At 44.8% G+C, this 25,421-nt stretch carries 28 protein-coding genes; 17 read left to right on the top strand and 11 right to left on the bottom strand.

Features of this window, described 5'->3' with window-relative positions; translation table 11 throughout:
* Positions 1 to 12 precede the first annotated feature (12 nt).
* Positions 13 to 276 (top strand): phage holin, encoded by a 264-nt coding sequence (locus ACINLD_RS20505; RefSeq protein WP_026587182.1) that lies wholly within the window; start codon positions 13 to 15, stop codon positions 274 to 276.
* A gap of 47 nt (positions 277 to 323) precedes the next feature.
* Positions 324 to 1,277, top strand: a complete 954-nt coding sequence (locus ACINLD_RS20500; RefSeq protein WP_410207147.1) for a GH25 family lysozyme — start codon at positions 324 to 326, stop codon at positions 1,275 to 1,277.
* Positions 1,278 to 1,374: 97 nt separating this feature from the next.
* On the opposite strand, the gene ACINLD_RS20495 is transcribed toward ACINLD_RS20500, so the two are convergent.
* Together ACINLD_RS20495 and ACINLD_RS20490 are read right to left on the bottom strand one after the other, a co-directional pair.
* The gene (locus ACINLD_RS20495) at positions 1,375 to 1,659 is read right to left on the bottom strand and encodes a hypothetical protein (protein ID WP_410207146.1); all 285 of its coding nucleotides are present in this window, start codon (positions 1,657 to 1,659) and stop codon (positions 1,375 to 1,377) included.
* A gap of 6 nt (positions 1,660 to 1,665) precedes the next feature.
* Positions 1,666 to 3,387 carry a ribonuclease YeeF family protein gene (locus ACINLD_RS20490; RefSeq protein WP_410207145.1) on the bottom strand — a complete coding sequence of 574 codons (1,722 nt, stop codon included), beginning with the start codon at positions 3,385 to 3,387 and terminating at the stop codon, positions 1,666 to 1,668.
* A gap of 183 nt (positions 3,388 to 3,570) precedes the next feature.
* On the opposite strand from ACINLD_RS20490, the gene ACINLD_RS20485 reads away from it, so the two are divergent.
* Together ACINLD_RS20485 and ACINLD_RS20480 are read left to right on the top strand one after the other, a co-directional pair.
* Entirely contained in the window at positions 3,571 to 4,710 is a 1,140-nt protein-coding gene (locus tag ACINLD_RS20485) for an aspartate phosphatase (RefSeq protein WP_410207144.1), read from the top strand.
* Positions 4,694 to 4,813 carry a PhrC/PhrF family phosphatase-inhibitory pheromone gene (locus ACINLD_RS20480; RefSeq protein ID WP_410207143.1) on the top strand — a complete coding sequence of 40 codons (120 nt, stop codon included), beginning with the start codon at positions 4,694 to 4,696 and terminating at the stop codon, positions 4,811 to 4,813. The genes ACINLD_RS20485 and ACINLD_RS20480 overlap by 17 nt, the downstream gene beginning before the upstream one ends.
* A 95-nt stretch (positions 4,814 to 4,908) precedes the next feature.
* On the opposite strand, the gene ACINLD_RS20475 is transcribed toward ACINLD_RS20480, so the two are convergent.
* The gene (locus ACINLD_RS20475; RefSeq protein ID WP_410207142.1) at positions 4,909 to 5,034 is read right to left on the bottom strand and encodes a hypothetical protein; all 126 of its coding nucleotides are present in this window, start codon (positions 5,032 to 5,034) and stop codon (positions 4,909 to 4,911) included.
* Positions 5,035 to 5,235: 201 nt separating this feature from the next.
* On the opposite strand from ACINLD_RS20475, the gene ACINLD_RS20470 reads away from it, so the two are divergent.
* The gene (locus tag ACINLD_RS20470) at positions 5,236 to 5,466 is read left to right on the top strand and encodes a helix-turn-helix domain-containing protein (protein WP_410207141.1); all 231 of its coding nucleotides are present in this window, start codon (positions 5,236 to 5,238) and stop codon (positions 5,464 to 5,466) included.
* Positions 5,467 to 5,489: 23 nt separating this feature from the next.
* Here ACINLD_RS20470 and ACINLD_RS20465 read toward each other — a convergent pair whose 3' ends face one another.
* The 3 genes from ACINLD_RS20465 to ACINLD_RS20455 all read right to left on the bottom strand — a co-directional run bounded on the left by ACINLD_RS20465 (position 5,490) and on the right by ACINLD_RS20455 (position 7,834).
* On the bottom strand, positions 5,490 to 5,858 hold the full coding sequence (locus tag ACINLD_RS20465; protein ID WP_410207140.1) for a YolD-like family protein: 369 nt from the start codon (positions 5,856 to 5,858) through the stop codon (positions 5,490 to 5,492).
* Between the two features lie 89 nt (positions 5,859 to 5,947).
* Positions 5,948 to 6,760, bottom strand: a complete 813-nt coding sequence (locus ACINLD_RS20460) for a hypothetical protein (RefSeq protein ID WP_035338318.1) — start codon at positions 6,758 to 6,760, stop codon at positions 5,948 to 5,950.
* Between the two features lie 597 nt (positions 6,761 to 7,357).
* Positions 7,358 to 7,834, bottom strand: a complete 477-nt coding sequence (locus ACINLD_RS20455) for a hypothetical protein (RefSeq protein ID WP_026588669.1) — start codon at positions 7,832 to 7,834, stop codon at positions 7,358 to 7,360.
* Positions 7,835 to 8,081: 247 nt separating this feature from the next.
* On the opposite strand from ACINLD_RS20455, the gene ACINLD_RS20450 reads away from it, so the two are divergent.
* From ACINLD_RS20450 to ACINLD_RS20405, 10 genes are all read left to right on the top strand, one after another.
* Entirely contained in the window at positions 8,082 to 8,522 is a 441-nt protein-coding gene (locus ACINLD_RS20450) for a hypothetical protein (protein WP_236251200.1), read from the top strand.
* A gap of 34 nt (positions 8,523 to 8,556) precedes the next feature.
* Entirely contained in the window at positions 8,557 to 9,417 is an 861-nt protein-coding gene (locus ACINLD_RS20445) for a DMT family transporter (RefSeq protein ID WP_077735526.1), read from the top strand.
* A gap of 79 nt (positions 9,418 to 9,496) precedes the next feature.
* A complete protein-coding gene (locus ACINLD_RS20440; RefSeq protein WP_077735525.1) occupies positions 9,497 to 10,621 on the top strand; it encodes an NAD(P)/FAD-dependent oxidoreductase in 1,125 nt (374 codons plus the stop codon).
* A gap of 132 nt (positions 10,622 to 10,753) precedes the next feature.
* Positions 10,754 to 11,113 (top strand): XdhC family protein, encoded by a 360-nt coding sequence (locus ACINLD_RS20435; RefSeq protein WP_077735524.1) that lies wholly within the window; start codon positions 10,754 to 10,756, stop codon positions 11,111 to 11,113.
* Entirely contained in the window at positions 11,100 to 11,915 is an 816-nt protein-coding gene (locus ACINLD_RS20430) for an FAD binding domain-containing protein (RefSeq protein WP_410207139.1), read from the top strand. Before ACINLD_RS20435 ends, ACINLD_RS20430 begins: the two co-directional genes overlap by 14 nt.
* A gap of 233 nt (positions 11,916 to 12,148) precedes the next feature.
* Positions 12,149 to 13,135 carry an SIS domain-containing protein gene (locus tag ACINLD_RS20425; RefSeq protein WP_077735522.1) on the top strand — a complete coding sequence of 329 codons (987 nt, stop codon included), beginning with the start codon at positions 12,149 to 12,151 and terminating at the stop codon, positions 13,133 to 13,135.
* A gap of 143 nt (positions 13,136 to 13,278) precedes the next feature.
* The gene (locus ACINLD_RS20420; RefSeq protein WP_372708722.1) at positions 13,279 to 14,496 is read left to right on the top strand and encodes an ABC transporter substrate-binding protein; all 1,218 of its coding nucleotides are present in this window, start codon (positions 13,279 to 13,281) and stop codon (positions 14,494 to 14,496) included.
* 20 nt (positions 14,497 to 14,516) lie between these two features.
* The gene (locus ACINLD_RS20415) at positions 14,517 to 15,395 is read left to right on the top strand and encodes a carbohydrate ABC transporter permease (protein WP_026588661.1); all 879 of its coding nucleotides are present in this window, start codon (positions 14,517 to 14,519) and stop codon (positions 15,393 to 15,395) included.
* Positions 15,396 to 15,398: 3 nt separating this feature from the next.
* On the top strand, positions 15,399 to 16,289 hold the full coding sequence (locus ACINLD_RS20410) for a carbohydrate ABC transporter permease (RefSeq protein ID WP_410207138.1): 891 nt from the start codon (positions 15,399 to 15,401) through the stop codon (positions 16,287 to 16,289).
* A gap of 13 nt (positions 16,290 to 16,302) precedes the next feature.
* On the top strand, positions 16,303 to 17,139 hold the full coding sequence (locus ACINLD_RS20405) for a PfkB family carbohydrate kinase (RefSeq protein WP_026588659.1): 837 nt from the start codon (positions 16,303 to 16,305) through the stop codon (positions 17,137 to 17,139).
* Here ACINLD_RS20405 and ACINLD_RS20400 read toward each other — a convergent pair.
* From ACINLD_RS20400 to ACINLD_RS20390, 3 genes are all read right to left on the bottom strand, one after another.
* Positions 17,124 to 17,858: a GntR family transcriptional regulator gene (locus ACINLD_RS20400; protein WP_026588658.1), complete on the bottom strand. Its 735-nt coding sequence runs from the start codon at positions 17,856 to 17,858 to the stop codon at positions 17,124 to 17,126. The genes ACINLD_RS20405 and ACINLD_RS20400 overlap by 16 nt on opposite strands.
* Positions 17,859 to 18,094: 236 nt before the next feature.
* Positions 18,095 to 18,901: an endonuclease I family protein gene (locus ACINLD_RS20395; RefSeq protein WP_410207137.1), complete on the bottom strand. Its 807-nt coding sequence runs from the start codon at positions 18,899 to 18,901 to the stop codon at positions 18,095 to 18,097.
* Between the two features lie 79 nt (positions 18,902 to 18,980).
* Positions 18,981 to 20,027 carry an anthranilate phosphoribosyltransferase gene (locus tag ACINLD_RS20390; RefSeq protein WP_410207136.1) on the bottom strand — a complete coding sequence of 349 codons (1,047 nt, stop codon included), beginning with the start codon at positions 20,025 to 20,027 and terminating at the stop codon, positions 18,981 to 18,983.
* Between the two features lie 244 nt (positions 20,028 to 20,271).
* On the opposite strand from ACINLD_RS20390, the gene ACINLD_RS20385 reads away from it, so the two are divergent.
* On the top strand, positions 20,272 to 21,678 hold the full coding sequence (locus ACINLD_RS20385; protein ID WP_410207135.1) for a YfcC family protein: 1,407 nt from the start codon (positions 20,272 to 20,274) through the stop codon (positions 21,676 to 21,678).
* A 65-nt stretch (positions 21,679 to 21,743) separates the two neighbouring features.
* On the opposite strand, the gene ACINLD_RS20380 is transcribed toward ACINLD_RS20385, so the two are convergent.
* Together ACINLD_RS20380 and ACINLD_RS20375 are read right to left on the bottom strand one after the other, a co-directional pair.
* Positions 21,744 to 21,959 (bottom strand): YesK family protein, encoded by a 216-nt coding sequence (locus ACINLD_RS20380; RefSeq protein ID WP_277691630.1) that lies wholly within the window; start codon positions 21,957 to 21,959, stop codon positions 21,744 to 21,746.
* A gap of 428 nt (positions 21,960 to 22,387) precedes the next feature.
* On the bottom strand, positions 22,388 to 23,989 hold the full coding sequence (locus tag ACINLD_RS20375) for a PucR family transcriptional regulator (RefSeq protein WP_026588654.1): 1,602 nt from the start codon (positions 23,987 to 23,989) through the stop codon (positions 22,388 to 22,390).
* Positions 23,990 to 24,166: 177 nt separating this feature from the next.
* Here ACINLD_RS20375 and ACINLD_RS20370 point away from each other — a divergent pair, with 177 nt between their 5' ends.
* Positions 24,167 to 25,417 carry a Zn-dependent hydrolase gene (locus tag ACINLD_RS20370; RefSeq protein ID WP_026588653.1) on the top strand — a complete coding sequence of 417 codons (1,251 nt, stop codon included), beginning with the start codon at positions 24,167 to 24,169 and terminating at the stop codon, positions 25,415 to 25,417.
* Positions 25,418 to 25,421 lie beyond the last annotated feature (4 nt).

Here is a 25,421-nt window from a genome sequence, read left to right as displayed (position 1 = left end):
GGAATACACATTATGAAAAACTTAGACAAAGGCACGGTCGTCCGGACGGTGCTTCTTTTTATTGCATTGGTAAACCAGACATTGATCATGTTTGGAAAGTCAGCATTGCCGATCAGCGAGGATCAGGTCAATACGTTGGCCGACGCTTTGTATTTGGCGGGCTCTACGATTTTTACAATCGTCACAACGGTGGTCGCTTGGTTTAAAAACAACTATGTCACCGATAAAGGTAAGCAGCAAAAAGAAGTTTTGAAACAAAAAGGATTAACAAAATGAGGTTGCCGGTTGGCAGCCTTTCAATAATTTAAAGGAGGATTTTAATAATGGAAATCAAAGGAATCGACGTATCACACTGGCAAGGAAACATCAATTGGAAGAAAGTTGCGAGGGACGGTATTAAATTCGCCTTTATCAAAGCAACAGAAGGAACAACCCTAAAGGACAATAAATTTGAAACGAATGTTTCAGGTGCGAACGCTGCTGGGATTAAAACGGGAGCCTACCACTTTGCAAGATTCGGTTCCAAGTCAGAAGCATTGGAAGAAGCGAGATTCTTTTTATCAGTTGTCAAAAAGGTCAGTCTCTCATACCCTCTTGTTCTTGATCTAGAAGTCAATCAGCGGAATGTCGGTAAATCAGTTTTGACAGATGCAGCAGTGGCCTTTTTACGGGAAGTTGAAAAAGCCGGTTACTTCGCCATGATTTATAGCGGCAAGTCTTTCCTTGAGAATTGCCTTGATGAATCTAAACTGAAGCCATTTGCATTATGGGTCGCCCGTTACAACAACAAACTTGGTCGGGATGCAGATATTTGGCAGTATTCTGATTGTGGAAAGGTGGCTGGCATTTCCGGTTATGTGGACATGAACATTTGCTACCGTGACGGTTTACGTGCACAGGCAGCTGTAAAAACTGAAAAAACATCCTCAGTAAAACCTGTTTCAAACAAAAAGTCAGGGAAATCCAACACGACTTACACTGTCAAAAAAGGAGACACGCTTTCTGAAATTGCACAGAAATACGGAACAACTGTTAAAGCTCTTCAGAGTTTGAACAACATAAAAGACCCTAATAAGATTTATGTTGGCCAGAAATTAAAGATTAGCGGTAATGTATCAAAATCATCAAACAAAAAGCAGTATTACACAATCAAATCCGGTGACACTTTATCTGGAATCTCTAAAAGATTCAATACATCAATAAAGACGCTCCAAGCATGGAACGACATCAAGAATCCGAATAAAATTTATGCCGGAAAAAAGATTCGTGTTAAATAAGACTGTCTGCTGATAGAATTTATGGACCAAAGACAAAGACAAAACTTGAATCGTTGCTGAAGTAATAAAAGAGGCCCTGTGCAATGGGCCTCTTTGTTTATCTCCATCTCCAATTAATTTCATTATCCTCTTCGTATATCCCTGGAAGTGAAATGCCAACTTTTTTTTGTTTGTCATCAATAATAAACCAATTATCATCATCTAACCATTCATCACTGTACTGCTCAATGGCAAAGGGGTCATCCTCATTTACTACCGCTTTGAAGAAACCTTTAAATTTCTCCATATTTTCATTTGGAACAATCGTTCCGTACATCCATACCCCCTCAACAGTTGCACCTTCTATTTCGCCTAAACATTCATCCTTATAGTATAGAAGCATATCATATCACTCCTTCGGGTACATTTTGAAAAACTGTTTTGGAACTTCACCTTTTACAAAGTATTCGGTATCTCTTTGAGTCCATTTTAAGGCTTTATTTTTCCAGTGTTCTGACTGCCGTGTATCATTTTTGATTAACCTTTCAATTTGTTTAGGGGATAAAATCACAACATCCTTTAATTCACCAGATCTAATTGCTTTCCGAAGAGCGGATATATCAAGCTCTATCGTATGTTCTCCATAGCCTTTTGCAACCTTTTTATTTATTGTAAAACTGGTGTAAGGGCTATTGGATTTACCGCCTTTTCTGTAACCACCAAGGACGTGTTCTGTTACAGTAACCTGACGGCCTTGATACATACCGGATTTGTTAGCAGGAACAAGGTTTCCGGTCTCAGGCGATATATGGGATTTTCCAATACCATTAGGCCTTTTAGGTTCATAAGGGAAATCTTCACCTCTATAAAGATTAGTAGCTTTACCACTGTGCGAATTTATATTAAGGACTTTTCCAGCTTTGTTCATACCGAACGGTGTTAGCATTGCCAAAGCATGATTCAGGCTTTGTTCGCGCCTTTCATCTGAGATCTTATTCCCGAACATATCCCGGCCGGTGATCGTTTCGCTGAAACCGTTCGCGGCAGCGAGGCCGTACAAGCCTTTCTCGGAGTTTTTCAAAGCCTGAAATGTCTTCGGTGTTTTGTAGGCCGCAAGCGCTTTGTCAGCTGTCGTGATCGTTTTTTCAGCTTTGTACATGCTGTAGACACCTTTGATTCCTTTGGCACCTTTACCGAACCAGCCGACAACAGGAATGTATCCAGCTGCACCCATGGCTCCGGCTGCGACACGCTCACCATCTGTTAGTTTTTCACCTGTCACCGGGTCAACACCTTCAGCAGCCCTTTTATAATCATAGTACCCGCTGATTTCCCCTAAAAATGTTCCGCCGGCATCTAACGCTTTTTCATACCAGGGACGGTTTGCTAGTTCTTCCTGTTCCTTGGCGATCCGGCGGGCTTCGGCCTGATCTTTTTTGAACTGGATGTAGTTTGTTGCATTCTTATGTACTTCATCTTTCAGTTGGTAAGCCTCACTGCTTCTGTATGCTTTGGCATCATAGTGAATTGGCGAAGCGTCTTTCCCCTTGCCGGTCGCATCAATGAGTGCGGTATAATCGGCGACGACCATATGTTGATTGATTTCAGATGCTGAGTATTCTTCTTGGAGAGCTGCGTCAAGATCATCAACAGCTTTGATCGTTTCTTTGCGTTCATCGTTCGCATCATTAATATGCTGCTTAAATTTTTCGGAAGAAAAGACTTCTAAAGGCAGTATATCATGGATGTCTTGCAAGATCCTTTTCAGATCTTTTTTCTGGTGGGACACCATTGCCTTAGCATTTTTAAGGGCATTGTTAAGCTGATTCTCTAAGAACTCCATATCGACAAATGTGTCTCCAGCCAGTTTGGCATCGGCTACAGCACCGGAAATGCTGTCCAGGAACTTAGTTTGCATATCAATTAGATCGATCCAGTCTTTAACTATCCCGGCCTGATCTCTATAAAATGCTTTGATTTTGTCAGCTCCCTCACCCTGAAAGTCATCTCCTAAGTCGGCCATGCCTTGAAAGGCTTTTTTCAGATTGACAAACTGCTCCCTTGTGCTTTTGTACTCTTTGGAACGTGCCTCCATTGCAGCTAATAAAGTTTTAGATTCAAAGATTTTCATTCATCAAACCCTTTCAAAAGTCATAATCAGTGAAAATTTTACCACTATACGGAAAATGAGAAAACATTTTTCTGTATAATGACAATGGGATATGGTAAAAATTTTACTTTCTTCTTGTTGGATTAGAGAAATATGGTAATATAAAGAATAATTAGAAAGAGTTAAAAAGTAAGGGGGTTTAGTATGGAAAGAGGTGTTATCCCTTCTTCATCTGTTGGGAATAAAATCAATCTGTGGTATGACTATATTCGAAGGTTTGCGGTACCAGATGCCGAGGTTTTAAGAAAGGAAGTCCAAGATGAGATTCACAGGATGGAGGAAAATCAGGATTTACTCTTGTATTATGGATTAATGGAGTTCAGGCATCGTCTGATGCTCGATTACTTAGACCCGTTAATTGATTCAGATTATCGCCCAGGTCCATCTGAATTGTTGGAAAATTTAGAACATAAACAAAGCAAAATAACAGGGTTGCTTGATTATTACTATAACTTTTTTCAAGGGATGTACGAGTTTGACAACAGGGAATACATAGAGGCTATCAAATATTACAAAAACGCAGAAAAAGCCCTTTCTTTTGTCAGTGACGAAATTGAAAAGGCTGAGTTTTATTTTAAAATTGCAGAACTGTATTATCACATGAAACAAACCTATGTCTCTATGTACTACGCGAAACAGGCATACGATATTTATAAAGAACAGGTGACATACCAAATTAGAACCATTCAGTGTCATTTTGTATTGGCAGGTAATTTCATGGATTTAAACAATTATGACCAGGCAATGCGTCATTTTGAAAAGGCTTTTGAAATGTCCAAAAAAGAGCAGCAATCGCAGCTTATTGGCAGATCGCTTTTTAATAAAGGTCTTTGTTTTCATAATCAGGAACAAGATCAGGCAGCGGCTGAAAATATTGAGAAAGCTGTTTCTGTATTTGAAGAAGGTGGCATTATACGATCATTGCCTCAAGCCTACTTTTTATTGGCACAGATACGTTTCAAACACAAAGACGAACAAGCAGAAGAAGCCTTTAAAAAAGGCCAGGGTTACGCCGAACAACTAGGTGATTCTGTCTATTCAGTGAAGTTTGAGCTTTTGCGGTCGCTTTATCAATCTGATCCTGATGACAAAGGAATTGAGAAATCTTTACTTTATTTACAATCGAAAAAATTGTATCCTGATATTGAAGATCTGGCTTTAGAGGTGGCGAAACATTATTCTGAACAAAAAAACTATAAAATGGCCACCAGCTACTTTTTAAAAGTTGAAGAAGCCAGAAAACAAACGTTAAGAGGTGATTGTCTGTATGAAATTGAGAAATAAAATATTCGCCGTTTGCTTGGTAGTTACAGCAATTTTTGTCGCAACTGAAATGGTTACAACGGAACCACAGAATGTTCAAATTGCTGAAAGGGCAATGACGTAAACAGCTCTCACCATTGAAAAGAATCATTTAAAACCGCGGTAAAAATACCGCGGCTTTTTTTAGCTTCAAAGAAAAAGCCCTTTTTATTAACGAAACTATTTAAACAGATTTCTAAATAATTTATTGGTTGCTTTCCCAAGTGTTCCGTTTTTCACCGCGCTGATGTCCCCTAAAATCTTGGCCGACTTGTATAAAGCTGATCTGATTTTGTTGATACTCATTTTTCCTTCGTCCCTTTTGTGTTGGTAGCTTTATTATAACAAACTTAGAATATGCGGCAGTCCACAATATCGGAAAAGAATCTAAAATTTTTTGCGCAAAATTTGCACAAGAATAAACAAAAACATTGATAAATCAATAGTTTGACGGGTATGTTCGATCCCGTTAAAAAGGATTAATTATGATTTGGAGCGAAAAAAGGCATGAAGGAAAACGAAAAAATTAAATTTATCCAAGATGAAGTTTTGACAGCTGCAGAAGCAGGCGAGCTCCTCGGGGTTACTAGGCAGCGTTTAAGTGCATTGGTGACTTCCAGGAAGCTAAAGCCTGTGAAGAAGGTTGGTACAGTTAGCTTGTTTCTCCGTGATCATGTGGAGGCTCAAAAGAAAGAACTTGAAGCTGGCCGAAAAAAATACCGCCCATATGATGAGTAAAGCCCTTCAGCTGTGAGAAGGGCTTACTTTATTTCCACACTGACGACATCCTCAAATTTAATGAGGTTGGTGTCTCCTTTAGAATCCACGACATGGAAAGTTTTCTTCAACTGGTTTATATAATGGATATGGCCCTCTATTTGAACGATCTCCCCGGTTTCCGGTCCGTTAAGCATTGGCAGCTGCTTAAATACAGAAAACTGAACTGGATTATTAAACTCCATTGCTTCACTTATGACCATTTCCATATCTTCGATCTGAGACATGTCAAGAACCGGCCTTTTTACTTTGTCCTGGTTGCTTTCTAACTCGCGAAGCAGGCCGACATGCTCCGGCAGCATCATAGCTGTCCATTTGATTGATCCCCGATCTTTCAAGTTGTCATCTTTCATGGTGTTCATCTCCTTGAGATGATTATAAGAGAACGTTTGTTCTGTTTTCAACAAGAAATAAAACCCATCCTTTCGAATGGGGTCATAATTTAATTTAAGAGTTGAGAATAATTTTTTTCACTGGTCACCATTTTTTCACCAGATCTTTTATAAGAGAATTTGGCTAAAGTTTCGTCTTCATCTATATAGGGTGCTTTCCAAAATACCGAAAGTTCACTAATACTTCTGTCTTCCTCAGCAAGGCGAGCAGCCAAATCTTCACTATACAGTTCAATCATCTTTTTTGTTGTTGCTGATGAGTTTTTAAGATCAAATGATAAGTGAACTAACGCAATGTATTGATCTTTTTTATCATTTCCAAAATCTTGATTGACTTCAATGTCTTCAACAGAAACGTTCTTTAAATGTTCATCGACCAAACCTTCGATTTTATTTCTAATATGGCTTGTCTCATTCTCAGAAGATGCGTCATTTAATTCTGATTGATCACTTTTAGTAATTAACCCATATTCACTTTTGACACTTAATTTATCAGCAACAAAATGTAGGGATACAGCTGCATGACTTTCTAAGCCATCCTCTCCGTCGAAATCATAATCTGTTGATGAGTAGTCACCAATTTTTTCTTCAGATTTTGCTTTGCCCCCAACAATTTTTTTGACTTCATCATAAGTCATGCCTTCTTTTATTTTTTTATATTCTTCTGGAGTAATGGTGGCAACTGGTTCGTTTTCGTACTTTAGAAAAAGTTTATTAATTAGTGCTATTGAAAGTAAAGTAATAATACAAAAAAGAGCCAGTCGAAGTCCAGCTTTTCTTGTTTTACCTGGGATTAGCATTAATACACCTATAAGTGTTCCTATAATCATAAAAGCAGCAAATAATGAAATAAATAAAGCCATAATAACCCCCCATTTGTTTAAAACGCACATTTACATTTTAAAACAAATGAGGGGGTTTTTCTATATACTATAATATAATACAGTTCTAAGTGCCGCTAAAAAAAGATGTGTCACCCACGGAACACCCACGAAACTATGATAAAGTATGATTTTAAGTGATTAAGAAAAATAAGAAACCCTATAAAATCAATGTTTGGAACGGGTTATGATATAGCAAGTTGTTCAAAAATAATCAAGTTCGAAATGGAAGGGTCAATCGGTTAACCTTTCATATCAAAGGGTGTGATCAGATTGAAATTGGATCACACCCTTAAAAATTTTATGCGTTTTATGTACCGCAGATATCATTCAAGTTGCCATTGTTTTTTAAGAGTGGACAAGAATGGATCTGCGGTTATTTTTTTTATTGATTAAGATGGTCTCACATCATTCATTTAAAACAACGATGATTAAACAAATGCGGTGATACTTCTTTACCTGAAATAATATAAAAAGGCTCCTCACATGTTGAGGGCCTTCTTATGATTCGTGAAATCTGAAATCCTTGCCGCACTGTGCATTTATCATATCAAAGCAGAACTTCTTCGAAACGTTATTTTATTTTTGATTATCTACACGAAAGACCGTTGTATAGTATGTATTGCCAACCAAAGCCTTGTCTCCCTTTGTAAATGTCACTTTTATTCTGCAGTTTCCATAGCCTTTTTTAAATACGCCTTTGTTTAGATATGTATAATCATTTATATCAAAAGAGCGGTGAGAGGGAGAGTTTTTGGAAACATAACCTGTTTTCACAAAGTTGAGAGTTGTCCATCCGTTTGCCCCATACATTTGAAATTTCATTTCCCAGTATGTTTTAGAGTACGTTCCATCTGATGGCACTTTTAGTGTAACATCTACGGTATCGGCTCTTTTTGTATAGCGATTAGCATCTGTATAAAAATCCACATTCCAATTATAATTGTGTCTTCCGCTTCTATCCATATCCGCTGCGGAAGCAATTCCTGCATGTGACGCCAAACCTGCTGCTAAAATCAGCAATAAAACAAATAATTGTAGAAACTTTTTAAACATATGTCATCCTCCAATATAATATAATAAGAACATTTTACCATAATATTTATATAATAACAAATTTTTATTTTGCTAGAATAGTTTGTCGCAACAGTTGTCTTTAAGGGAGATATTCGAACATAGGGAGCTTTATTGGCAGTTCCAGCCCATATCTGCAGGCATCAGCTATTTTCTTTTTCCTTAAAATAGCAATCTGCGGTATGCGGCTTTTCTTTTAAATAGAATCCTTTAGTCAGATGATAAAGTCATGTATAATGTAGGTATACATGTGATTTTCATCCTATTTATAGAAAGGACATGTCCAGTGAAATTTAAGATAAGGGCTATGTTTATAGTGGTCATTTTCTTATTGGGTGCATTGGCCGGAAGTCCCAAAGCCCTGGCCATGCCTTCAAAAGGCGCGGTTAAATTCAGAACAGATGCCAATACCTATTCAAAAAACGCCTCATCTATCGTGGTGACCGGAAAAAGCCCTGTCACAGGGGCGATGATTTCCGTCCGTTTAATCAATAAAAAAGGAAAAGTTCTGTTATATAAGGATATTTATCTAGCTCGCGGAAAAGCTCATTTCCGCGTAAGCTTTCCGACGAAAAGGCTAAAATCCGGCAAGTATGATGTTTGGGTTGATGTTATCAAAGACAGGAAATGGCATGGCGAACTAAAGCGTTACATTAACGTCAAGAAATGACTGTTTTTCAGTGTTCGGTAAGGAGGACGGTATCATGACGGCCGCTGGATTTTGCATCCTATTGTTATCGGCATTCATCCATGCAACATGGAACTATCTTTCCAAAAAGGCTGGAGGCGGAGCTGCTTTTATTTGGCTGTTTACTGCGATTGCCGCCATAGTATACACCCCTTTGGCGATCGGTGTTGTTCTTTATGAAAAGCCGGATTTTGGAATCTGGCAAATCGTATTGATCATGGCGAGCATCCTTGCCCATTTAGGGTTTTTTCTTGTTCTTCAAAAGGGATACCAAAAGGGCGATCTTTCACTCGTCTATCCGATCGCAAGAGGAACAGGACCGCTGATCACCTGTCTGCTCGCGGTGGTCGTCTTTCATGAACAACTGACGCTGCCCGCTGTCATCGGCATCCTGTTGATTGTGGTGAGCATTCTGTTTTTCACGGGGGGAATAAAGCGGTTAACAGAATCCGGATCGCTCATTCCAATCCTTTACGGGCTGTTGATCGGCGCAATCATCGCAGCTTACACCCTCCTTGACAAAGCAGCGGTCAGCCATTTTCTCGTCCCGCCTTTGCTGTTGGATTATTGCAATACATTAGGGCGCTTCATCTTATTGACGCCTTTTGCCGCAAAAAACTGGCATCAAGTCAGGTCTGAATGGAAGCAACACCGAATCGAAGCGGCCGGGGTCGGTATTTTGAATTCTCTGGCCTACATTTTGGCATTGTCGGTCATGGTTTTCGCTCCTGTCAGTCATGTGGCGCCGATTCGGGAGGTCAGCATTTTGATCGGAACGGTGATGGGGGCCGTCCTTCTTTCAGAAGGGTTTGGTCATCGGCGGATCATCGCGGCTCTTTTTATGGTGAGCGGTGTAATATCGGTAGCCATCGGTTAAATTCATAGGTGAAACCGGTTGTGTTCAGAAGATTTGATCCGTTATATTTGTAGAAAACAGAAATGAAAAAGGTGTTTTGATGAAGACATATATCGTAGTCGGAGCAGGAATTCTCGGAGCGTCCACCGCTTATCATCTGGCAAAAGCCGGTGCAGATGTGACATTAATTGACCGCAGGGATCAAGGAAGGGCTACAGATGCCGCGGCGGGTATCGTGTGTCCCTGGCTTTCCCAGCGCAGAAATCAGGCTTGGTACAAACTCGCAAAGGGAGGTGCCGGGTACTACGCCGATTTGATTAAACAGCTGGAAGCTGATGGAGAATCGGACACGGGGTACAAACGGACAGGCGCCATCAGCTTGCACACTGACGAACGAAAACTGGAGAAAATGGAAGAGCGCGCATACATGAGACGCCAGGATGCGCCGGAGATCGGCGAGATTTCCCGGCTGTCGCCCGCTGAAACAAAACGCTTATTTCCGCCCTTGGCAGACGGATACGGAGCCGTTCATATCAGCGGCGCAGCACGGGTCAACGGAAAAGCTCTGCGGCGTGCACTCGTGAATGCCGCGCAAAAACACGGTGCAAAAGTGCTTGAGGGAAATGCCTCTTTAGTGCATGAAGACGGACGGGTGATCGGTGTTCAAACCGCAGAGGGGACGATGTTCGCTGATCAGGTGCTGATCACAGCCGGGGCTTGGGCAAGTGAGCTGCTGAAGCCGCTGGGAATCCAGTTTGCGGTCACCTATCAAAAAGCGCAAATCGTCCATCTCCGACTGCCTGAGACTGATACAGCCGCCTGGCCGGTGGTCATGCCTCCGCATGACCAGTACATTCTCGCGTTTGAAGACGGGAGAATTGTTGCCGGTGCGACACATGAAAACGACGCTGAACTGGGCGACTGCCGCGTCACAGCGGGCGGGCTTCAAGAAATTTTGACAAAGGCGCTCACCATTGCGCCCGGTTTGGAGAACGGAACGATCCTGGAAACGAGGGTCGGATTCAGGCCGTTCACTCCGGGATTTCTTCCTGTGATCGGTCCGCTTCCCGGTCTAAAGGGGCTGCTGATTGCCAACGGACTCGGCGCCTCAGGGCTGACTTCAGGACCTTACCTTGGCCGAGAAATGGCAAGACTTGCACTGGGAAGGCTCCCAGAGATTGATGTTCATCTGTATGACCCGGCCGGAGCGCTGGACATACAATAGCTTGAAAAAACGTTCACTCATGACAGGAGTGAACGTTTTTCTTTTTCAGAGAAAATGGAGTTTTAAAGTATGAGGCGAGATAATATATATGGAAGAGGAAAAAAATAGTAAATCCTGGAGGTGTGTTCATTCGTGAAAGCCATTGCCGGCATCCTTAAAACGATTCAAAGATTGCCTCAACAATGTGTTCTCACCACCATCCATGTCGAAGATTCGGCAATGCTGCTGCAGGAAGAAGGGACCCGAACCGGGATGCTGAGCGCCGGATGCCTTGAAGATGACCCGGCCGTGCGGGACATGGCTGGGCAACACAGCGGAGAAACGCGAACTTTTACATATCATCTGAAAGCCGGGAACGATCTTGCATGGGAGGATGGAGCGGGTTGTCACGACGTAAGCCTGTCAATCGCTGCCGCGATCCCATTAAATCAGCTCTCTCTCATTTGTGAACTAGCAAGGCGAGTGAAGGAGGGCCGGCATGATCTCCATTAACTTTGAGTACTACCGGCCGCAAAGCGCACAAGAAGCGGCACAGCTGTTTCGGGACCTTGACTTGAAGGGAAAAAACCCCGCCTTTTTTTCCGGGGGAACAGAACAAATCACACATGGCCGTTTCAATGCGGTTATCGATATTCAGGAAGTACCCGAATGCCGGATGTTGCAATCTGAGCGGGGCTATCTTGCGCTAGGTTCAGCTTTAACATTGACGGAAATCACGGAAAGCCGGGGCTTTCCTTTATTAAGCAAAGCGGTGAGAGAGATCGCTGATCACACGTCACGCAATAAAATTACGCTCGGCGGCAATATTTGCGGACAGATTTTTTATCGCGAAGCGGTTCTCCCTTTTTTATTGACCGACAGCAAAGTGGTGACGTTGGGAGCCAATGGAAAACATATCTATTCGATTCATGATGTATTTGACAAACAATTGCAGCTGAAAAAGGGTGAAATGCTCATTTTGCTGTTGACTGAAGAGCGCTATCTCCTGCAGCCTTTCGCAAACATTAAAGTCAGGCAGCGGTGGGATACGGGATACCAATTGGTGACGATTTCCGCGCTGGAGATCGACGGCCATATGCGCGTCGCCTTCAGCGGTGTTTGCCCTTTTCCGTTTCGCTCTCAAGAGGTGGAAGAATTATTAAATGATGCAGAACGGCCTGTTGAAGAAAGGATTGAAGAAGCTGTTCGCCGCATGCCCGGCCCGATTTTGCACGATTCGCAAGGGTCTATCGAATATCGGCAGTTTGTCATTAAAAATACGCTGTTTGACATCCTCAGCATACTTAAAAGGTGATCTCACGACACACCGCACTTGAATTTTACATTGAACAAGAACGGCTGTTGTCAGGCTCGTTGCAAAGCCCGGGGACTACGATCATTCATCACATGAAATGAGCGCCTAAGGCGCTTTTTTATTTATTATTTAAAATTTCAGAAAATTATATTGACAGCCACAACGGTTACCTATTAACATAACAATATATAATGTTATATAACGTTATATAATAAAAGCAAGGAGTGAATGATTTGAGTCAGGCTACAGCAAAGGTAAATCCGGGAGTTCAAGGTTTTTTGCAAGATTTGAAGGGAAAAACGATTGATCATGTCTTCTTTGTTGCTTGTGGAGGGTCTTCGGCGATTATGTATCCGAGCAAATATGTGTTTGACAGAGAATCCATATCCATCAGCTCTGACCTCTACAGTTCAAACGAATTCATCCAGCGCAATCCCGTTCAGCTCGGAGAAAAATCGCTCGTCATCTTGTGTTCGCACTCCGGAAATACGCCGGAAACGGTGAAAGCGGCAAGCTTTGCAAGGGATAAAGGCGCGCTGACGATCGCCATGACTTTTGAGCCGGCATCTCCGCTGGCCAAAGCGGCGCAATATGCCGTGCAATACGACTGGGGTGATGAAGCCGCGGCCATCAATACAAACTATGGCGTTTTGTATCAAATCGTTTTCGGTGTGTTGCGGGTGTTGGAAAACCATGCAAAGTTTGAACAGGTGATCGACGGACTTGACAAACTTCAGGCCGTATATGAAGAAGCTTTGCAAAAAGAAGCCGAAAAAGCGCAGCAATTCGCCAAAACCCATCAAAAAGAACAGGTCATTTATACGCTGGCGAGCGGTGCGAACTATGGTGTCGCATACTCCTACAGCATATGTATCCTGATGGAAATGCAATGGATTCATTCGCAGGCGATTCACGCGGGGGAATATTTTCACGGGCCGTTTGAAATCATTGATGAGTCGGTCCCGTTTATCATTCTGCTCGGTCTGGACGAAACAAGGCCGCTTGAAGAGCGGGCGCTTGCTTTTTCAAAGAGATACGGCAAAAAGCTGACTGTGCTCGACGCCAAGACATACGATTTTTCAAATATCAATGAAGATATGCAAGGATATCTCGCTCCGCTCGTGCTCAACCGGGTGCTGCGGATGTATGCCGATGCTCTCGCTGAAGCGCGGAATCATCCGCTGACAACGAGACGGTATATGTGGAAAGTCGAGTATTGATATAACATTATATAACATCTTATTTCAGCCGCGGGTGGCGGCGAGGCCGATCTTTAGCCGTCACCCGGTTTCTTTTTAGCGAATGAAAAGGAGGTATACCATTGAAAAAGAGATGCGTATTTGTTGCTGCCGCCGTTTTCCTCATGCTGCTCACAAGCGGCTGTTCAGGGTTTCAAAGCTCGGGAACAGAATCGGGGAAAGTATCGCTGAAATTTTTCCATCGCTGGCCGAAGGAGCCTGAAAAAAGCTTTTTCGAAGAAGCGGTCAAGGAATTTGAAAAGAGCCATCCCGATGTTTCCATTCAGACGGAAGCGGTGCTGAATGATTCCTATAAAGATAAGATCAAAGTCATGCTGGGGACGAGTCAGCCTCCCGACATTTATTTTGCCTGGAGCGATGAGTTTGCCAAGAAAATCATCAGAGGCGAGAGGGCGCTTGATCTCACGTCTTATTACAAAGATGATCAGAAATGGGCTTCACAGCTGTTGAAATCTCAGATTGAACCGTTCAGTGTTCAAGGAAAGAGGTACGGTGTGCCGTGGCAAATGGCCTCCAAAGAGCTTTTTTACAACAAAGATATATTCAAAAAGCTCGGTCTTTCACCTCCGAAAACATGGGACGAACTCATCGATGTCTGCAAAGTATTAAAAGAAAACGGCTATACACCGATCGCTTTCGGAACGAAAGCGCCGTGGACCATCTCCCACTATATTGCGACACTCAATCAAAAGCTTGTCGATGAAGAAACAAGAGAAAAAGATTATCATACGAAAAATGCCGCTTTCACGGATAAAGGATATGTCGAGGCTTTATCCAAATTGCAGGAGCTTTCGCCTTATTTTTCAAAACACGTCAACTCGATCGATCACGAATATGTTAGGCAGCAGTTTAAAAGCGGAAAAGCCGGAATGATTTATGCGGAGACATCGGAAATTAAGCTGGTCAATGACACTGTCAACCTCGGTTTGTTTCCGTTTCCCGACATAGCCGGGCAAAAGGGGAGACCGGGGATGCTGACAGGTGCGCCCGAGGGCTTTATGATTTCGGCGAACACAAAGCATCCGCAAGAAGCGATGGCGTTTCTGAAATTTTTGACGTCAAAAAAAATGGGTGAAAAACTCGTCAAAGATGTCGGCAAGTTCAGTACAGTCAAAGGAACGGCCAAGCGGGAAAATGCGGATTCCAACCAGCTCGAAGCCGTCAAAAGCCTCAATGAAGCGAAAGGGATGGTCCCTTGGTTTGATATGGATACAGATCCTCAAGTCGTTGATGCCTATTTAACAAACGTGCAGCAGATGCTCAGCGGTGACAAGACGCCTGAAGCGGTGATGAAAGAGGTGCAAAAAGCGGCAAAATCTTAATGCAAAGGAGCTGAAACGCTTTGGTGAACCAAAATCGGTGGCTTCCCTTCATTTTTTTGTTTCCGGCATTGCTTTTTCTTTTGTTTGTTTATTATCCGATCCTGCAAAACATATTCTTGAGCTTTTTTAAGTGGAGCACGTTTGAACCGCAAAAAGCGTTTGTCGGCTTCGGCAATTACATCCAGCTGTTTCGCGATCCGGTATTTTATCAGTCTTTGAAAAACAATGCGCTTTATGCGCTGGTCTCCATTGTGTTCCAGGTCGGCGGCGGGCTGGTTACCGCCGCCATCCTTGAGGATCGGCTTTTCAGAAAACACGCTCCTTTTTTCAGAACGGTTTTTTTCCTCCCTGTTGTCATTTCCATGACCGTGATCGCCTTGTTGTTTACTTTTATTTACAATCCGGAGACAGGCCTTCTCAATCAGTTTTTAGAGGCCGCCGGATTGAAACAATGGACGAGGGCCTGGCTTGGCGATGAAGAAACGGCGATGCTATCCGTCATCTTTGTTTCTCAGTGGCAATCGGTCGGCTATATCGCCATGCTCTACATCATCGCCATTCAGAAAATCCCTGACGAGCTTTATGAGGCGGCGCGTCTGGACGGAGCGGGAAAAATCAGGACGTTTTTTGCCATCACTGTCCCGGGGACGAAGGAAATGTCATTTGTGGCCGTCGTGATGACATTGACCGGTGCCTTTACCGTCTTCAACGAACCTTATATTTTGACGGGCGGCGGCCCTGGAAACGCCACAGAGGTGCTGGGGACATTTTTGTATAAGCAAGCATTTTCACAGGATATGATGGGATATGCATCAGCGATTGCGACCGTTGTTCTGCTGATCACGCTCAGCCTTTCCGTCATGCAAATGCGGCTTTTTAAAACGGGAAAGGGGGATTAACAGATGGCATCTGGGAAAATAGAAGTGTCCGGGGCAGTTCCAAACCGGAAGGCGAAACCCTCATACCGGATAAAGAAACGCCATATCGGTGTGCCGGCCGTATACTTATATTTGCTTTTATACACGGCCGCTGTCAGCTATCCGCTCTTGTGGATGGTGCTGAGTTCGCTGAAAAGTTCTGAGGACATTTTCGAGCACAGCTGGTCGCTGCCGAAAGAATGGCATTTTGAAAACTATGCGGCCGCTTGGAATCAAGGGATATCGGCTTATTTTTTGAACAGTGTCATCGTCACGTTTCTGACGTGTGTGATCACCGTCTTTGTCAGCGCGTGGGCGGCATACGGCCTTGCGAGGTTTGAATTTAAAATGAAATCGGCTGTTTTTATTTTATGTCTCGGCGGGCTGATGCTGACGCCGCAGATCAGCATCGTTCCCCTTTATTCCATCATTCAGTCGCTCGGACTTTACAATACGTATTGGGCGCTGATCTTGCCTTATGCGGCTTATCGGATTCCTTTTACCATCATTTTGATCCGTTCGTATTTTTTGGCGACTCCGAAAGAGCTTGAGGAAGCGGCATATATCGACGGCTGCACAAGCTTTGGTGTGTTTTTCAGAATTTTCTTGCCAATGGGTCTGCCGATCTTGCTGACATCTGCGATTTTGACGGCTTATCATACATGGAACGAATTCATGTTTGCGATTATTTTTATTGATGATGAGAATTTGAAGACGATTCCTGCCGGTCTGATGCAATTCAGGGATGCTCTTGCCACAGATTGGGGCGTTCTGCTTGCCGGCTTGACGATTTCTGCTGCGCCGATCGTGATCCTGTTTTTAGCGATGCAAAAGTATTTCGTCCGCGGCATTGCCGCAGGAAGCATAAAAGGATAATGGGGGATGGATGATGAAAATACTTGCGATAGGTGACAATGTCGTTGATTATTACATCGATCAGGACATGTTTTATCCCGGAGGCAATGCGTTAAACGTCGCTGTTCTCTCAAAGCGGTCCGGAGCTGAAGCGGCATATATCGGGATTATCGGCACTGATGAAGCCGGAGATCATGTATTGAATGTGCTCAAAAAAGAGGGGATCAATATCTCGAGAATCCGGCGGGCCCACGGACAAAACGGAATGGCCGCCGTCAAGCTCAATGAACAGGGGGACAGGGTGTTTGTCCGCTCCAACAAAGGCGGCATTCAATCTGAGCTCGGCTTGTTGCTCACCGATGAAGACACCGCGTTGATCAAAAGCCATGATATCGTTCATACGAGTGTGTACAGCCGGTTGGAGCAGACGCTTTTTGAGCTTAGCAGACTTGCGCCGGTGTCTTTTGATTTTTCGACAAAGCATGACCGGGCTTACATGGAACGTGTTTGTCCCTATTTGACGTATGCTTTCTTTTCAGGAAGCGGATTCACAAAAGAGGAGTGTCTGAGGCTGATTGACGATGCAAGCCGGTTTGGCGTGCAGACGGTATGTGTCACAAGAGGGGACAAGGGTGCTGTGTTAGGCCGGGGAGGAAACATCGTCGAGCAGCCGGTTTTTCCGGTTCGGGCGGTCGATACGCTCGGAGCGGGCGACTCGTTTATCGCCGGATTTTTGACGGCATATCTGAAAAGCCGGGATGTCAAAAAAGCCCTCATGCATGCAGCCGAAGCGGCGGCAGACACATGTCTGACATATGGGGCGTTCGGCTGCGGGCATCCGTGTACACTGCGGGATCAATCCCATTCATGAGAACTGTTAATCGTAAACGTCACACGGTTCGTGTGCATTAAAAACAATGAACAATAAATCGGATCGTCTTGGGCGCAGTAGGCGACTTTATCAATCTCAAAGAGGGCATCCCCGATATCGCATGCGAGATGCTTGCTATCCTCCGCTTTTGCAAACACGACGTTTAACAGTTTCGTATTGTAGGCCGGAGTGACCTGGTATTCTGTTTTTAAAATGTGATGCATGGACACAGAGTCGCTGATGAATCGGCCGATATCAGGAAACCGGCTGATCGGGTAGTGGGTGATTTCAAACGTAAACGGCTGATCATCATTGAACATGACCCGCTTCAGTTCGAGGACGGGGCTGTCAATTGGCAGCTTGAGACGCTTGGCGATGTGCCCCGGAGCTGTAATTGTTTCCACGGAAATGACTTGATGCTTCGGCTTTTTTCCGCTCGACATCATATATTCGGAATAGCCGTCCACGGCAACAAGCTCCCGTTTCATTTTCGGGCTTTTGACGAAGGTTCCTTTTCCTTGCTGCCTTGTTAAATAGCCTTCTTCCACAAGGTCGGAAATCGCTTTTCGGACTGTAATCCGGCTCACCTGATAGGTCTGGCAAAGCTCGCTTTCAGCAGGCAGTTTTTCGGAAGGAGAATAGACGCCCCGCTTGATATCGTCTGAGATGATTTGTTTCAGCTGAAGGTATAAAGGTTTGGAACTATCGTTATTTAACAAAATAGAAGTCCTCCTTAACGTATTCACCATTATTATAATGTATTATTACGTTATAATACAATTCGCGGCTACGCAGAAGTTTGCAAAATGATGATCGGGTATCAAAGGTGTGGATCAATGTGGGAATATCGGATTCGGATGGCGCTGTCCTGCTGTTTAACGGGGAAATCTGCTGGGAGGAAACAGATTGTTTAAGAAAGAGAGGGCGCCCGGTAAGCGCCCTCGGATGACAACGTCTAATGCCAAATCTCTTCGGCCCATTCGGGATGATCAATGAATGGATTGCGATTATGCTGGTATCGTTCATATATGATGTTGTTTCTTCTTCTCTCGAGATCATCGACAGGATCTTCTTGGTTCCATTTCAATAAGACTGCCATTTTGCCGTGGAAAGGCAGGGATCCGTTGCCTGTTTTATCATTCATTTCGAGATCGGGGTGTCCGTCATCACCTTCATAGCGGACGGCCATATAGAAAATCATTCTGGCGACATCACCTTTCACCCGGCTGTCCGGCTCCCATGAATCACCGTCGTAAAAATTATCGGGGGCACCAGGATACGCGCTGCCGCCTTCATCAAAATCGAGGTTGCCCCGGGCGGAATTCACTTGCACATCGCTTGGCCTGATGTGATGCAAATCTGTTCCGGGCCCTTTGCTTGTACCGAAGTCTCCGTGTGATTTAGCCCAGACGTGCTCTCGGTTCCAGTCGCCCACATTTCCTCCGTTTAAATCTTTAGAACGGGACTGTCCGGAATAAAGAAGCAGGACATGATGGGGATTGGCCGGGTCTTCATCCGTCATTTTCAGCGCGTCCCAGACTTCGCTGTATGAAAGTTCTGTATGATGATCAATCGTTTCGTGGAGCGCTTGTTTGAGCGCCGCTCCCGTTTTCCCTTCAGCATTCTCATAATAATCCTCTAAAGCGCCGGATGGCTGAAGCGAAGATTGCAGTGAAAAAAGCGGGGCGGCGTCGGCTTTTTCAAAAGGGGGGAAAACGGCTGATAACATGAATAGAAGCGGAATGGCAAACATGCGAATCATCGGCTGAAACCTCCTTTTCATTTGTTTTTATTATCCATTGTTTTCATGAAAAGGAAATGTCATTTTGATTACGGTTTTCTTACCGTCTTGTAAATGTAGCTTGCCATTTTCTCAGAATGTTGAGACCTGATCCGTCTCGAAGCTGCTGTTCTGCGGTCCGGATGCCTTCTTCGATTGTCGGATGAAAACCGAATAAGAAATAGCGCAATGCCGCGTTCATGATCACCTGTTTTCTTTCGTATTCCACATCTTCCGAATCATCCCCAAAGAGAACGGCTTCGATTTTTTCAGCCTGTTCGACGGCTGACAGGGGCTTGTTCTGCCTGCTTTCCTCGACATGGAGACCGTATTCCTCAGGCTGCAAAATAAACGAAGTGATCCCGCCGTCTTTGATGGTGAACACAAAGCTCCCCCGGTGGACGGGAACATCCTCAGATCCTTCAGCCCCTTGAACGATAAACACTTCCTGATATGAAAGATGCTGAAACACAGGGTGCATTTTTTGAATGGCTGTTCTGTGAAAAGCGCCAAGCATCAGTTTTTTTGAGTTTGAAAAATTGATCAGTTTTTCGGCTGTATTCAGAATCGTGCGGACGCCGATTTCCTCGCGGATCTGCCGAATCCGGGAAAACGGCTCGCACAGCTTTTCAGCGGCAGTGAAGCCGATTGACAGCTCTTCAAGCGTGTTTGCCGTCTGGCGGGGACAAGCGTCGGCGGAAATTCCCAGCTTGTTCAGGACTTCCTTTATGCTTGTTCCATATTTTGGCGGCAGGGAATCACTGCTGTGCAAACATGAGGGAAGACCGTTTGCTGCGAGAAGAATCGAGACGGGAATCGTTGCCAAAAACGAATGTCTTCCCGTGTACGGACCGGCAAAATCAATCACCTTTTCTTGAATCTCCGGAGATATGGGCAGTTGTTTGGAGTGATTTCTCAAGGCTTCAATAAAGGCGAGCAGCTCTTCGGCCGACTCCGTTTTCATGCGCTCCGCTATCAAAAAAGCGGCGGTCTGGGCGGGTGTGGCTTTGCCTGTCATGATGGCTTCGGCGGCCTCTTTGGCTTCTTCATAAGTTAAATCCCTTGCGCCTCTTTTTCCTCTTGCCGTTTCTTTAATCCATTGCTGCAATATAGACCTCTCCTTTTATCTGCTTCTTTTTCTTATGACTTTACATGAAAATACTAAAAACGAATAGTGGAGATTTACGCTTGTTTTTTTGGAAGAAAATCTGCCGATGAACTGGATCAAAACGCGTTTTTTAGATAATTTAACTGGAAATCTTCTTGGATTCGGATGATCTTTCAATGCGAACGGTTTCTGGGTTCATTTAAGATGTGAAAAAAGCTCACATTGGATGAAGGAGATGATCAAAATGGGAATGCCGGCCTATCAACGCGGGGATTTGAAAAAGAATGAGAAGCGTAAACATGAGTTTCCCCATATTTATGTCATCCTCGCTGTCATGATTGGATTGATGGCGCTTTCGACATACCTGGTGCCTGCAGGGGAATATCAAAGAGTGGAAAGTCCGGATGGCAGGGAAATGATTGATCCCGGATCATACAAACGGGTTGAACAGACTCCGGTCGATGTGCTGTCGCTCTTGTCCGCGGTTCCGAAAGGGATGACGGAAGCCGCTCCGATCATCGTCTTTACCTTTATGGTCGGCGGTGTATTTGCCGTTTTGCGAAAAGCGTCGGTCATTGAAATAGGCGTCCGCTTGCTGGCGGGCATCTTCAGCAGAAGGCCGGTTTTTGTTATTCCAGTCTTCATCTTCGTTTTTTCAGGTATCGCCTGTTTTATCGGGACACCTGAACTGTCAATCGTTTATGTCCCTGTCATTCTGCCGCTTGTGCTGTCTTTCGGATACGACAGGATGACCGCGGCAGCAATCGCGTTATGCGGGACGATTGCCGGCTTTACGAGCGCCTTGACAAATCCCTTCACAGTGGGCATCTCGCAAACGATTGCGGGCCTGCCTCTTTACTCCGGCATGGGGTACAGAGCGGTCATCTTTCTTGTCATAACGGCGCTTGCTGCCATCTATGTGCTGGCATATGGAGAAAAGGTCAAAGCAAATCCGGAAAAAAGCTTAACAGGAATGGAGGCGGCTGAACCGGTGTCCGCTTTTAAACCGGGCAAACGGGTGAAATGGGCCGGAACCGCGGCACTCATTTTGTTTGCCGGATTGATCGGATGTGTGATTACCTTCCGGTGGGACATGGTGACAATGTCGGGGTATTTTCTAGCGCTCGCCGTTATTCCGGCATGTATTGCCGGAATGAGTGCAAGAGACATTGCCGAATCTTTCAATGAAGGATTTAAAGAAGTCCTCATCGGCGCAATGGTTTGCGGGATCGCCAGAGGGGTCGCGGTCGTCATGAATGAAGGACAGATTATGGACACGATTGTTTATGGGCTGTCACATGCCGTTTCCCAGCTTCCTTCCTATTTGACCGTTGCAGCCATGCTGTTGACACAGATGCTGTTTAACTTTTTCGTGCCGAGCGGAAGCGGACAGGCTTTAATCATGATGCCGATCATGGCGCCTTTGGCTGATATCGTCGGCATGACGAGGCAGACGGCGATACTGGCCTTCCAATTCGGCGACGGCTTTTCAAACATCCTTTTTCCGACATCGGGCTACTTTATGGCGACGCTTGCTGTCAGCCGTATTTCCTGGAATCGCTGGGTGAAATTCATCCTTCCGCTTTTTTGTGTCTGGATGGTAGCGGCTGTTGTTTTCTTAATGATTGCCCATGCTGCCGGCTGGTCGTGAAAAAGCGCGGAGCAGCCCCGCTGTTTTCGTTTAATCTTGTTCCTTCAGCAATCCGAAAACGCATATCAAAAGCAATGCGATAACCGATGACAGGAAGATGGATGTGCTGATGCCGCCGATGTACATCCCTCCCAACCGCCGATGATCAAACTGATGATGCCGAGCGTCATGACACCTGACGGAATTGCGTACTGCAATGGGGATTCCTTTTTCCGGAATATAAAGGATATTCCGAAAATGATAGCGGCGAGAAAAGCTGTGGTCAGCCAGAAAGAAAACATACTGTGCCGCCTCCCTTTAGAAATATTTGGTATGGTTCGAATCGCCTTCCTTCATATGTATTCTCGGCAGCATACATATGAAACCAACAAATCTCGGGAATTTTTTAAGAGTCGGTCCCTGTAGTATATCATTTGTTTTTTATTGGAAAAACCACTTAATCGCGATCGGGAAATGGGTATATATTTTGCAATCTCTTGCATTATTGTCTGTCTGATTCTTTAAATCTGTCGATATCAGATGGAGCCCCGAGAGTGGCCGATGATGGTCGCGACCTGCGGAAACATGCTGCGGTTTCAGCGGGAAATGCAGCGAAATCATGGCCGACAATTGCGCTGTAATGGTCGCCCATACAGCGCCCTGATCATGTCCGAATCAAAAGGTCCCCCGGGCACTGAGTAATGATTGTTTCAAAGAACGTTAGATTTTCTTACAATCCAAGCATCATTTGAATTCTCAGCGCCAGCCTCAAGCGAAGCGTTGTATCTGCATCTTTCAGGCTTTTCCCGAGCAGCTCTTCGCATTTTTCAAGCCTGTAGATGACCGTATTTCGATGAACATAAAGGCGTTTGGCCGTTTCGGAAATCTGGCAGTGCGTTTCCAAATAAACGGATAATGTATGAAGGAGCCCATGATCATCGCCGGGCAGGTTCGCCAGTTTTTGCAGTGTGTATGTATAAAATTTTTTCAAGTCATCAATGGGAACCATCCTTAAGAGCTCTGAGACATCTTTCGTATGATACGTCTGGATGAATTCGGTGCTTCCGGAAAGGTGTCCGGAATGAAGGGCGTCGACCGCTTCTTTGAAGATGCCGGGAACATCGAGCAGCTGATGGCTGAGGTTGCTGATCCCGAAAGAAATCGTTCGCTGAAAATGCTTGGCACAGAGCTGTTGAAACCGCCTTAAAAAACCGCAGACCGCTGCGTTCATTTCAGCCCAGCTGTCGGTTCCCTCAGCGAGCAGGACACACATATTTCCTTTCGTGAAAAGGTGGGGCGGAAATGGAAAATCGGCCAGCTCTTCTTCAAGACACTCAAACACGCTGTCTGACTCAAGCTGGTTTTCAGTAAAGCTCACCGCCTGTTCTTTGCGGTCCAATTTGCCGGTGATACATACATATTTTTGATCCGATTTCAGCTTGAATTCCTTGGCCCGGTTTTTGATTTCCGCTGGCGAAGAAAAGGAGCCCTCTAAAAAATTGCTGAAAAATTCATTGCGCGCTCTTCTCGTATATTGCTTTAGCGCGTTTTCTTTCATCAGTTCAAAGCCGATCACATTGGCGGCTTGTTCAATCGTTAAAAGCAAGCCTTTGTCCTCTATGGGAATCATCCCGCATACGACCAGAAATCCGCATTTTTTTTCATGAGTATAAATCGGAAATACCGAAAAGGTTTGTCGTTTGGAAAGGGTTGAAAAGCATGTAAATGCCGTTTTGCTGTTTCTTTGGAAAAGACCTTCATAAAGCGGAGGCGCCTCACACATCCCTGCTTTTGAGGAAGCGGCCGGCTTGAGGTGCCGGTTTAAAAGCAGAACGGGCAGATTCAGCGTAATGGAGATGTTTTTTATAAGGGACTGAACGCTTTTTCCGCTCATAATATGGCTTGTAAATTGCTTTTGCGCTTTAATCGCTTGTTCAAGCTCTGCCGTCCGTTTATCTAAAATGCGGCTCAATGTATGATTGACAATGTCTCCGAGGCGGACGTTATCACTTAATTCAATAATCGGAAAAGCCCTTTTATCGGCAAGTTTGATCACGTCTTCCGGAATTTCCTGCAGAAAGCGCTTCGTTTTAAGGCCCAGTCCCGCACATCCGCGTCTGACCATTTTTTCGATCAAATCCTTTAATAATTGCGGGTGGTCTTTGATGTGATAAGCGGTCGTCACCAGAAGCTCACCCTGATGCAAAAAATCGGCAATGTCGGGGGCATCCATCATGTTAATGTGCTCAATCTGTCTGAAACCGCCCGATTCTCCGGCGGCGAGTTTTGCTCCTTTAAAAACGGGAAGCTCCAAGATCTCAAAAATATTCATTGCTGCATTAGACCTCCTTTTTCGTAAACGGCTGTTTCCTTATTAGTCAACATCAACAAAAAAATACTGGATTTGTGACAAATCTGCCGATGTATATGTTTTATATTAACAGTAAACTAGATTTTAGATAGGAAGTTGTCAAGAAATATAACGAGAAAAAGAAAGGAAGCTTCTTTCATGACCATTGATACGCATATAACCGACGGGAGCGCATCGGACAGAATTGAAGACATGATCCATTGGCTTGCTTCATTTGGAAAAAGCGGGGAAGGGGGCGTGACAAGGCTTCTATACTCCGAGCCGTGGCAAAACGCCCAGCATGCTCTAAAGAAGATGATGGAAGGCTTTGGGATGGACGCTTATTTTGATGACGCAGGCAACCTGTTTGGAAGAATAGAAGGAACCGAGAAGAAGAGATCGATATTGACCGGTTCGCATATCGATACGGTCGCAAACGGAGGGAAATTTGACGGAGCATACGGGGTTTTGGCCAGCCTGTTTGCGGCAAAAAAACTCCTCGATACATACGGGCCGCCGAAAACGACCATTGAAACCGTATCGCTGTGTGAGGAAGAAGGGAGCCGTTTTCCTCTGACATTTTGGGGATCGGGAAACATCACCGGTTTGTTTGATTGCTGTCACGCTCCGCCTGTTTTTGACCGGGACGGAATCCCGCTTGAGCGGGCGATGAAGGATTGCGGTTTTGGGAATGGACATTACAGGCCGCCTTTCAGACATGATGCCGAATGTTTTATCGAGCTTCATATCGAACAAGGCGGCATTCTTGAGGCGAGCGGCAGGCAGATCGGAATTGTGACGGACATTGTCGGTCAAAAGCGCTATACCGTGACAGTCAAGGGTCAAAGCAACCATGCCGGAACGACACCGATGAATGTGCGGAAGGATGCGCTGGCATTTTCGGCACTATGCATTTCTTATCTGACAAAGAAGGCGAATGCCGTCGATCCGCTCCTAACAGCGACCGTCGGCCGGCTTGAAGCGAAGCCGAACATGCCGAATGTAATCGCGGGCGAAGCCGTTTTTTCGCTCGATATCCGCCATCATAATGAAGCGGTTTTGGTCCAATATTGCGAGGATATTTTTGCGTTCTTCAGAGAGCTGTCAAAAGAATGGGGCATAGAGGTCGACGTCTCGCAAACGACGAATGTGAAGCCCGTTATGATGGACCCGGAGCTGATCCGTATCTCGAAACAATCGGCCGAGAATGCGCATGTCACGTATCAGGAAATGGTGAGCGGAGCGGGGCACGACGCCCAGATTTTTGGTGCGCACTGTCCGACGGCGCTGCTGTTCGTTCCAAGCAAAAACGGCATCAGCCATTCCCCCGAGGAGTGGACATCCTCCAATGATCTTGATTCGGGAATCCGGCTCTTGTCCGATGTTTTATACAAGCTGGCATATGAATGAAAGG

Origin of the sequence: Bacillus sp. z60-11 (genome assembly GCF_046464135.1) — a bacterium.
GTDB lineage: Bacteria > Bacillota > Bacilli > Bacillales > Bacillaceae > Bacillus > Bacillus sonorensis_A.
The sequence above is the reverse complement of the archived record's forward strand: the minus strand, read 5'-3'. Positions and strand labels throughout refer to the sequence as shown.

Coding starts and splice junctions, on each gene's coding strand:
- ACINLD_RS20505 (WP_026587182.1), top strand. CDS start 13: ATGAAAAACTTAGACAAAGGCACGGTCGTCCGGACGGTGCTTCTTTTT.
- ACINLD_RS20500 (WP_410207147.1), top strand. CDS start 324: ATGGAAATCAAAGGAATCGACGTATCACACTGGCAAGGAAACATCAAT.
- ACINLD_RS20495 (WP_410207146.1), bottom strand. CDS start 1,659: ATGCTTCTATACTATAAGGATGAATGTTTAGGCGAAATAGAAGGTGCA.
- ACINLD_RS20490 (WP_410207145.1), bottom strand. CDS start 3,387: ATGAAAATCTTTGAATCTAAAACTTTATTAGCTGCAATGGAGGCACGT.
- ACINLD_RS20485 (WP_410207144.1), top strand. CDS start 3,571: ATGGAAAGAGGTGTTATCCCTTCTTCATCTGTTGGGAATAAAATCAAT.
- ACINLD_RS20480 (WP_410207143.1), top strand. CDS start 4,694: ATGAAATTGAGAAATAAAATATTCGCCGTTTGCTTGGTAGTTACAGCA.
- ACINLD_RS20475 (WP_410207142.1), bottom strand. CDS start 5,034: ATGAGTATCAACAAAATCAGATCAGCTTTATACAAGTCGGCCAAGATT.
- ACINLD_RS20470 (WP_410207141.1), top strand. CDS start 5,236: ATGAAGGAAAACGAAAAAATTAAATTTATCCAAGATGAAGTTTTGACA.
- ACINLD_RS20465 (WP_410207140.1), bottom strand. CDS start 5,858: ATGAAAGATGACAACTTGAAAGATCGGGGATCAATCAAATGGACAGCT.
- ACINLD_RS20460 (WP_035338318.1), bottom strand. CDS start 6,760: ATGGCTTTATTTATTTCATTATTTGCTGCTTTTATGATTATAGGAACA.
- ACINLD_RS20455 (WP_026588669.1), bottom strand. CDS start 7,834: ATGTTTAAAAAGTTTCTACAATTATTTGTTTTATTGCTGATTTTAGCA.
- ACINLD_RS20450 (WP_236251200.1), top strand. CDS start 8,082: ATGTATAATGTAGGTATACATGTGATTTTCATCCTATTTATAGAAAGG.
- ACINLD_RS20445 (WP_077735526.1), top strand. CDS start 8,557: ATGACGGCCGCTGGATTTTGCATCCTATTGTTATCGGCATTCATCCAT.
- ACINLD_RS20440 (WP_077735525.1), top strand. CDS start 9,497: ATGAAGACATATATCGTAGTCGGAGCAGGAATTCTCGGAGCGTCCACC.
- ACINLD_RS20430 (WP_410207139.1), top strand. CDS start 11,100: ATGATCTCCATTAACTTTGAGTACTACCGGCCGCAAAGCGCACAAGAA.
- ACINLD_RS20420 (WP_372708722.1), top strand. CDS start 13,279: ATGCTGCTCACAAGCGGCTGTTCAGGGTTTCAAAGCTCGGGAACAGAA.
- ACINLD_RS20410 (WP_410207138.1), top strand. CDS start 15,399: ATGGCATCTGGGAAAATAGAAGTGTCCGGGGCAGTTCCAAACCGGAAG.
- ACINLD_RS20405 (WP_026588659.1), top strand. CDS start 16,303: ATGAAAATACTTGCGATAGGTGACAATGTCGTTGATTATTACATCGAT.
- ACINLD_RS20395 (WP_410207137.1), bottom strand. CDS start 18,901: ATGATTCGCATGTTTGCCATTCCGCTTCTATTCATGTTATCAGCCGTT.
- ACINLD_RS20385 (WP_410207135.1), top strand. CDS start 20,272: ATGGGAATGCCGGCCTATCAACGCGGGGATTTGAAAAAGAATGAGAAG.
- ACINLD_RS20380 (WP_277691630.1), bottom strand. CDS start 21,959: ATGTTTTCTTTCTGGCTGACCACAGCTTTTCTCGCCGCTATCATTTTC.
- ACINLD_RS20375 (WP_026588654.1), bottom strand. CDS start 23,989: ATGAATATTTTTGAGATCTTGGAGCTTCCCGTTTTTAAAGGAGCAAAA.
- ACINLD_RS20370 (WP_026588653.1), top strand. CDS start 24,167: ATGACCATTGATACGCATATAACCGACGGGAGCGCATCGGACAGAATT.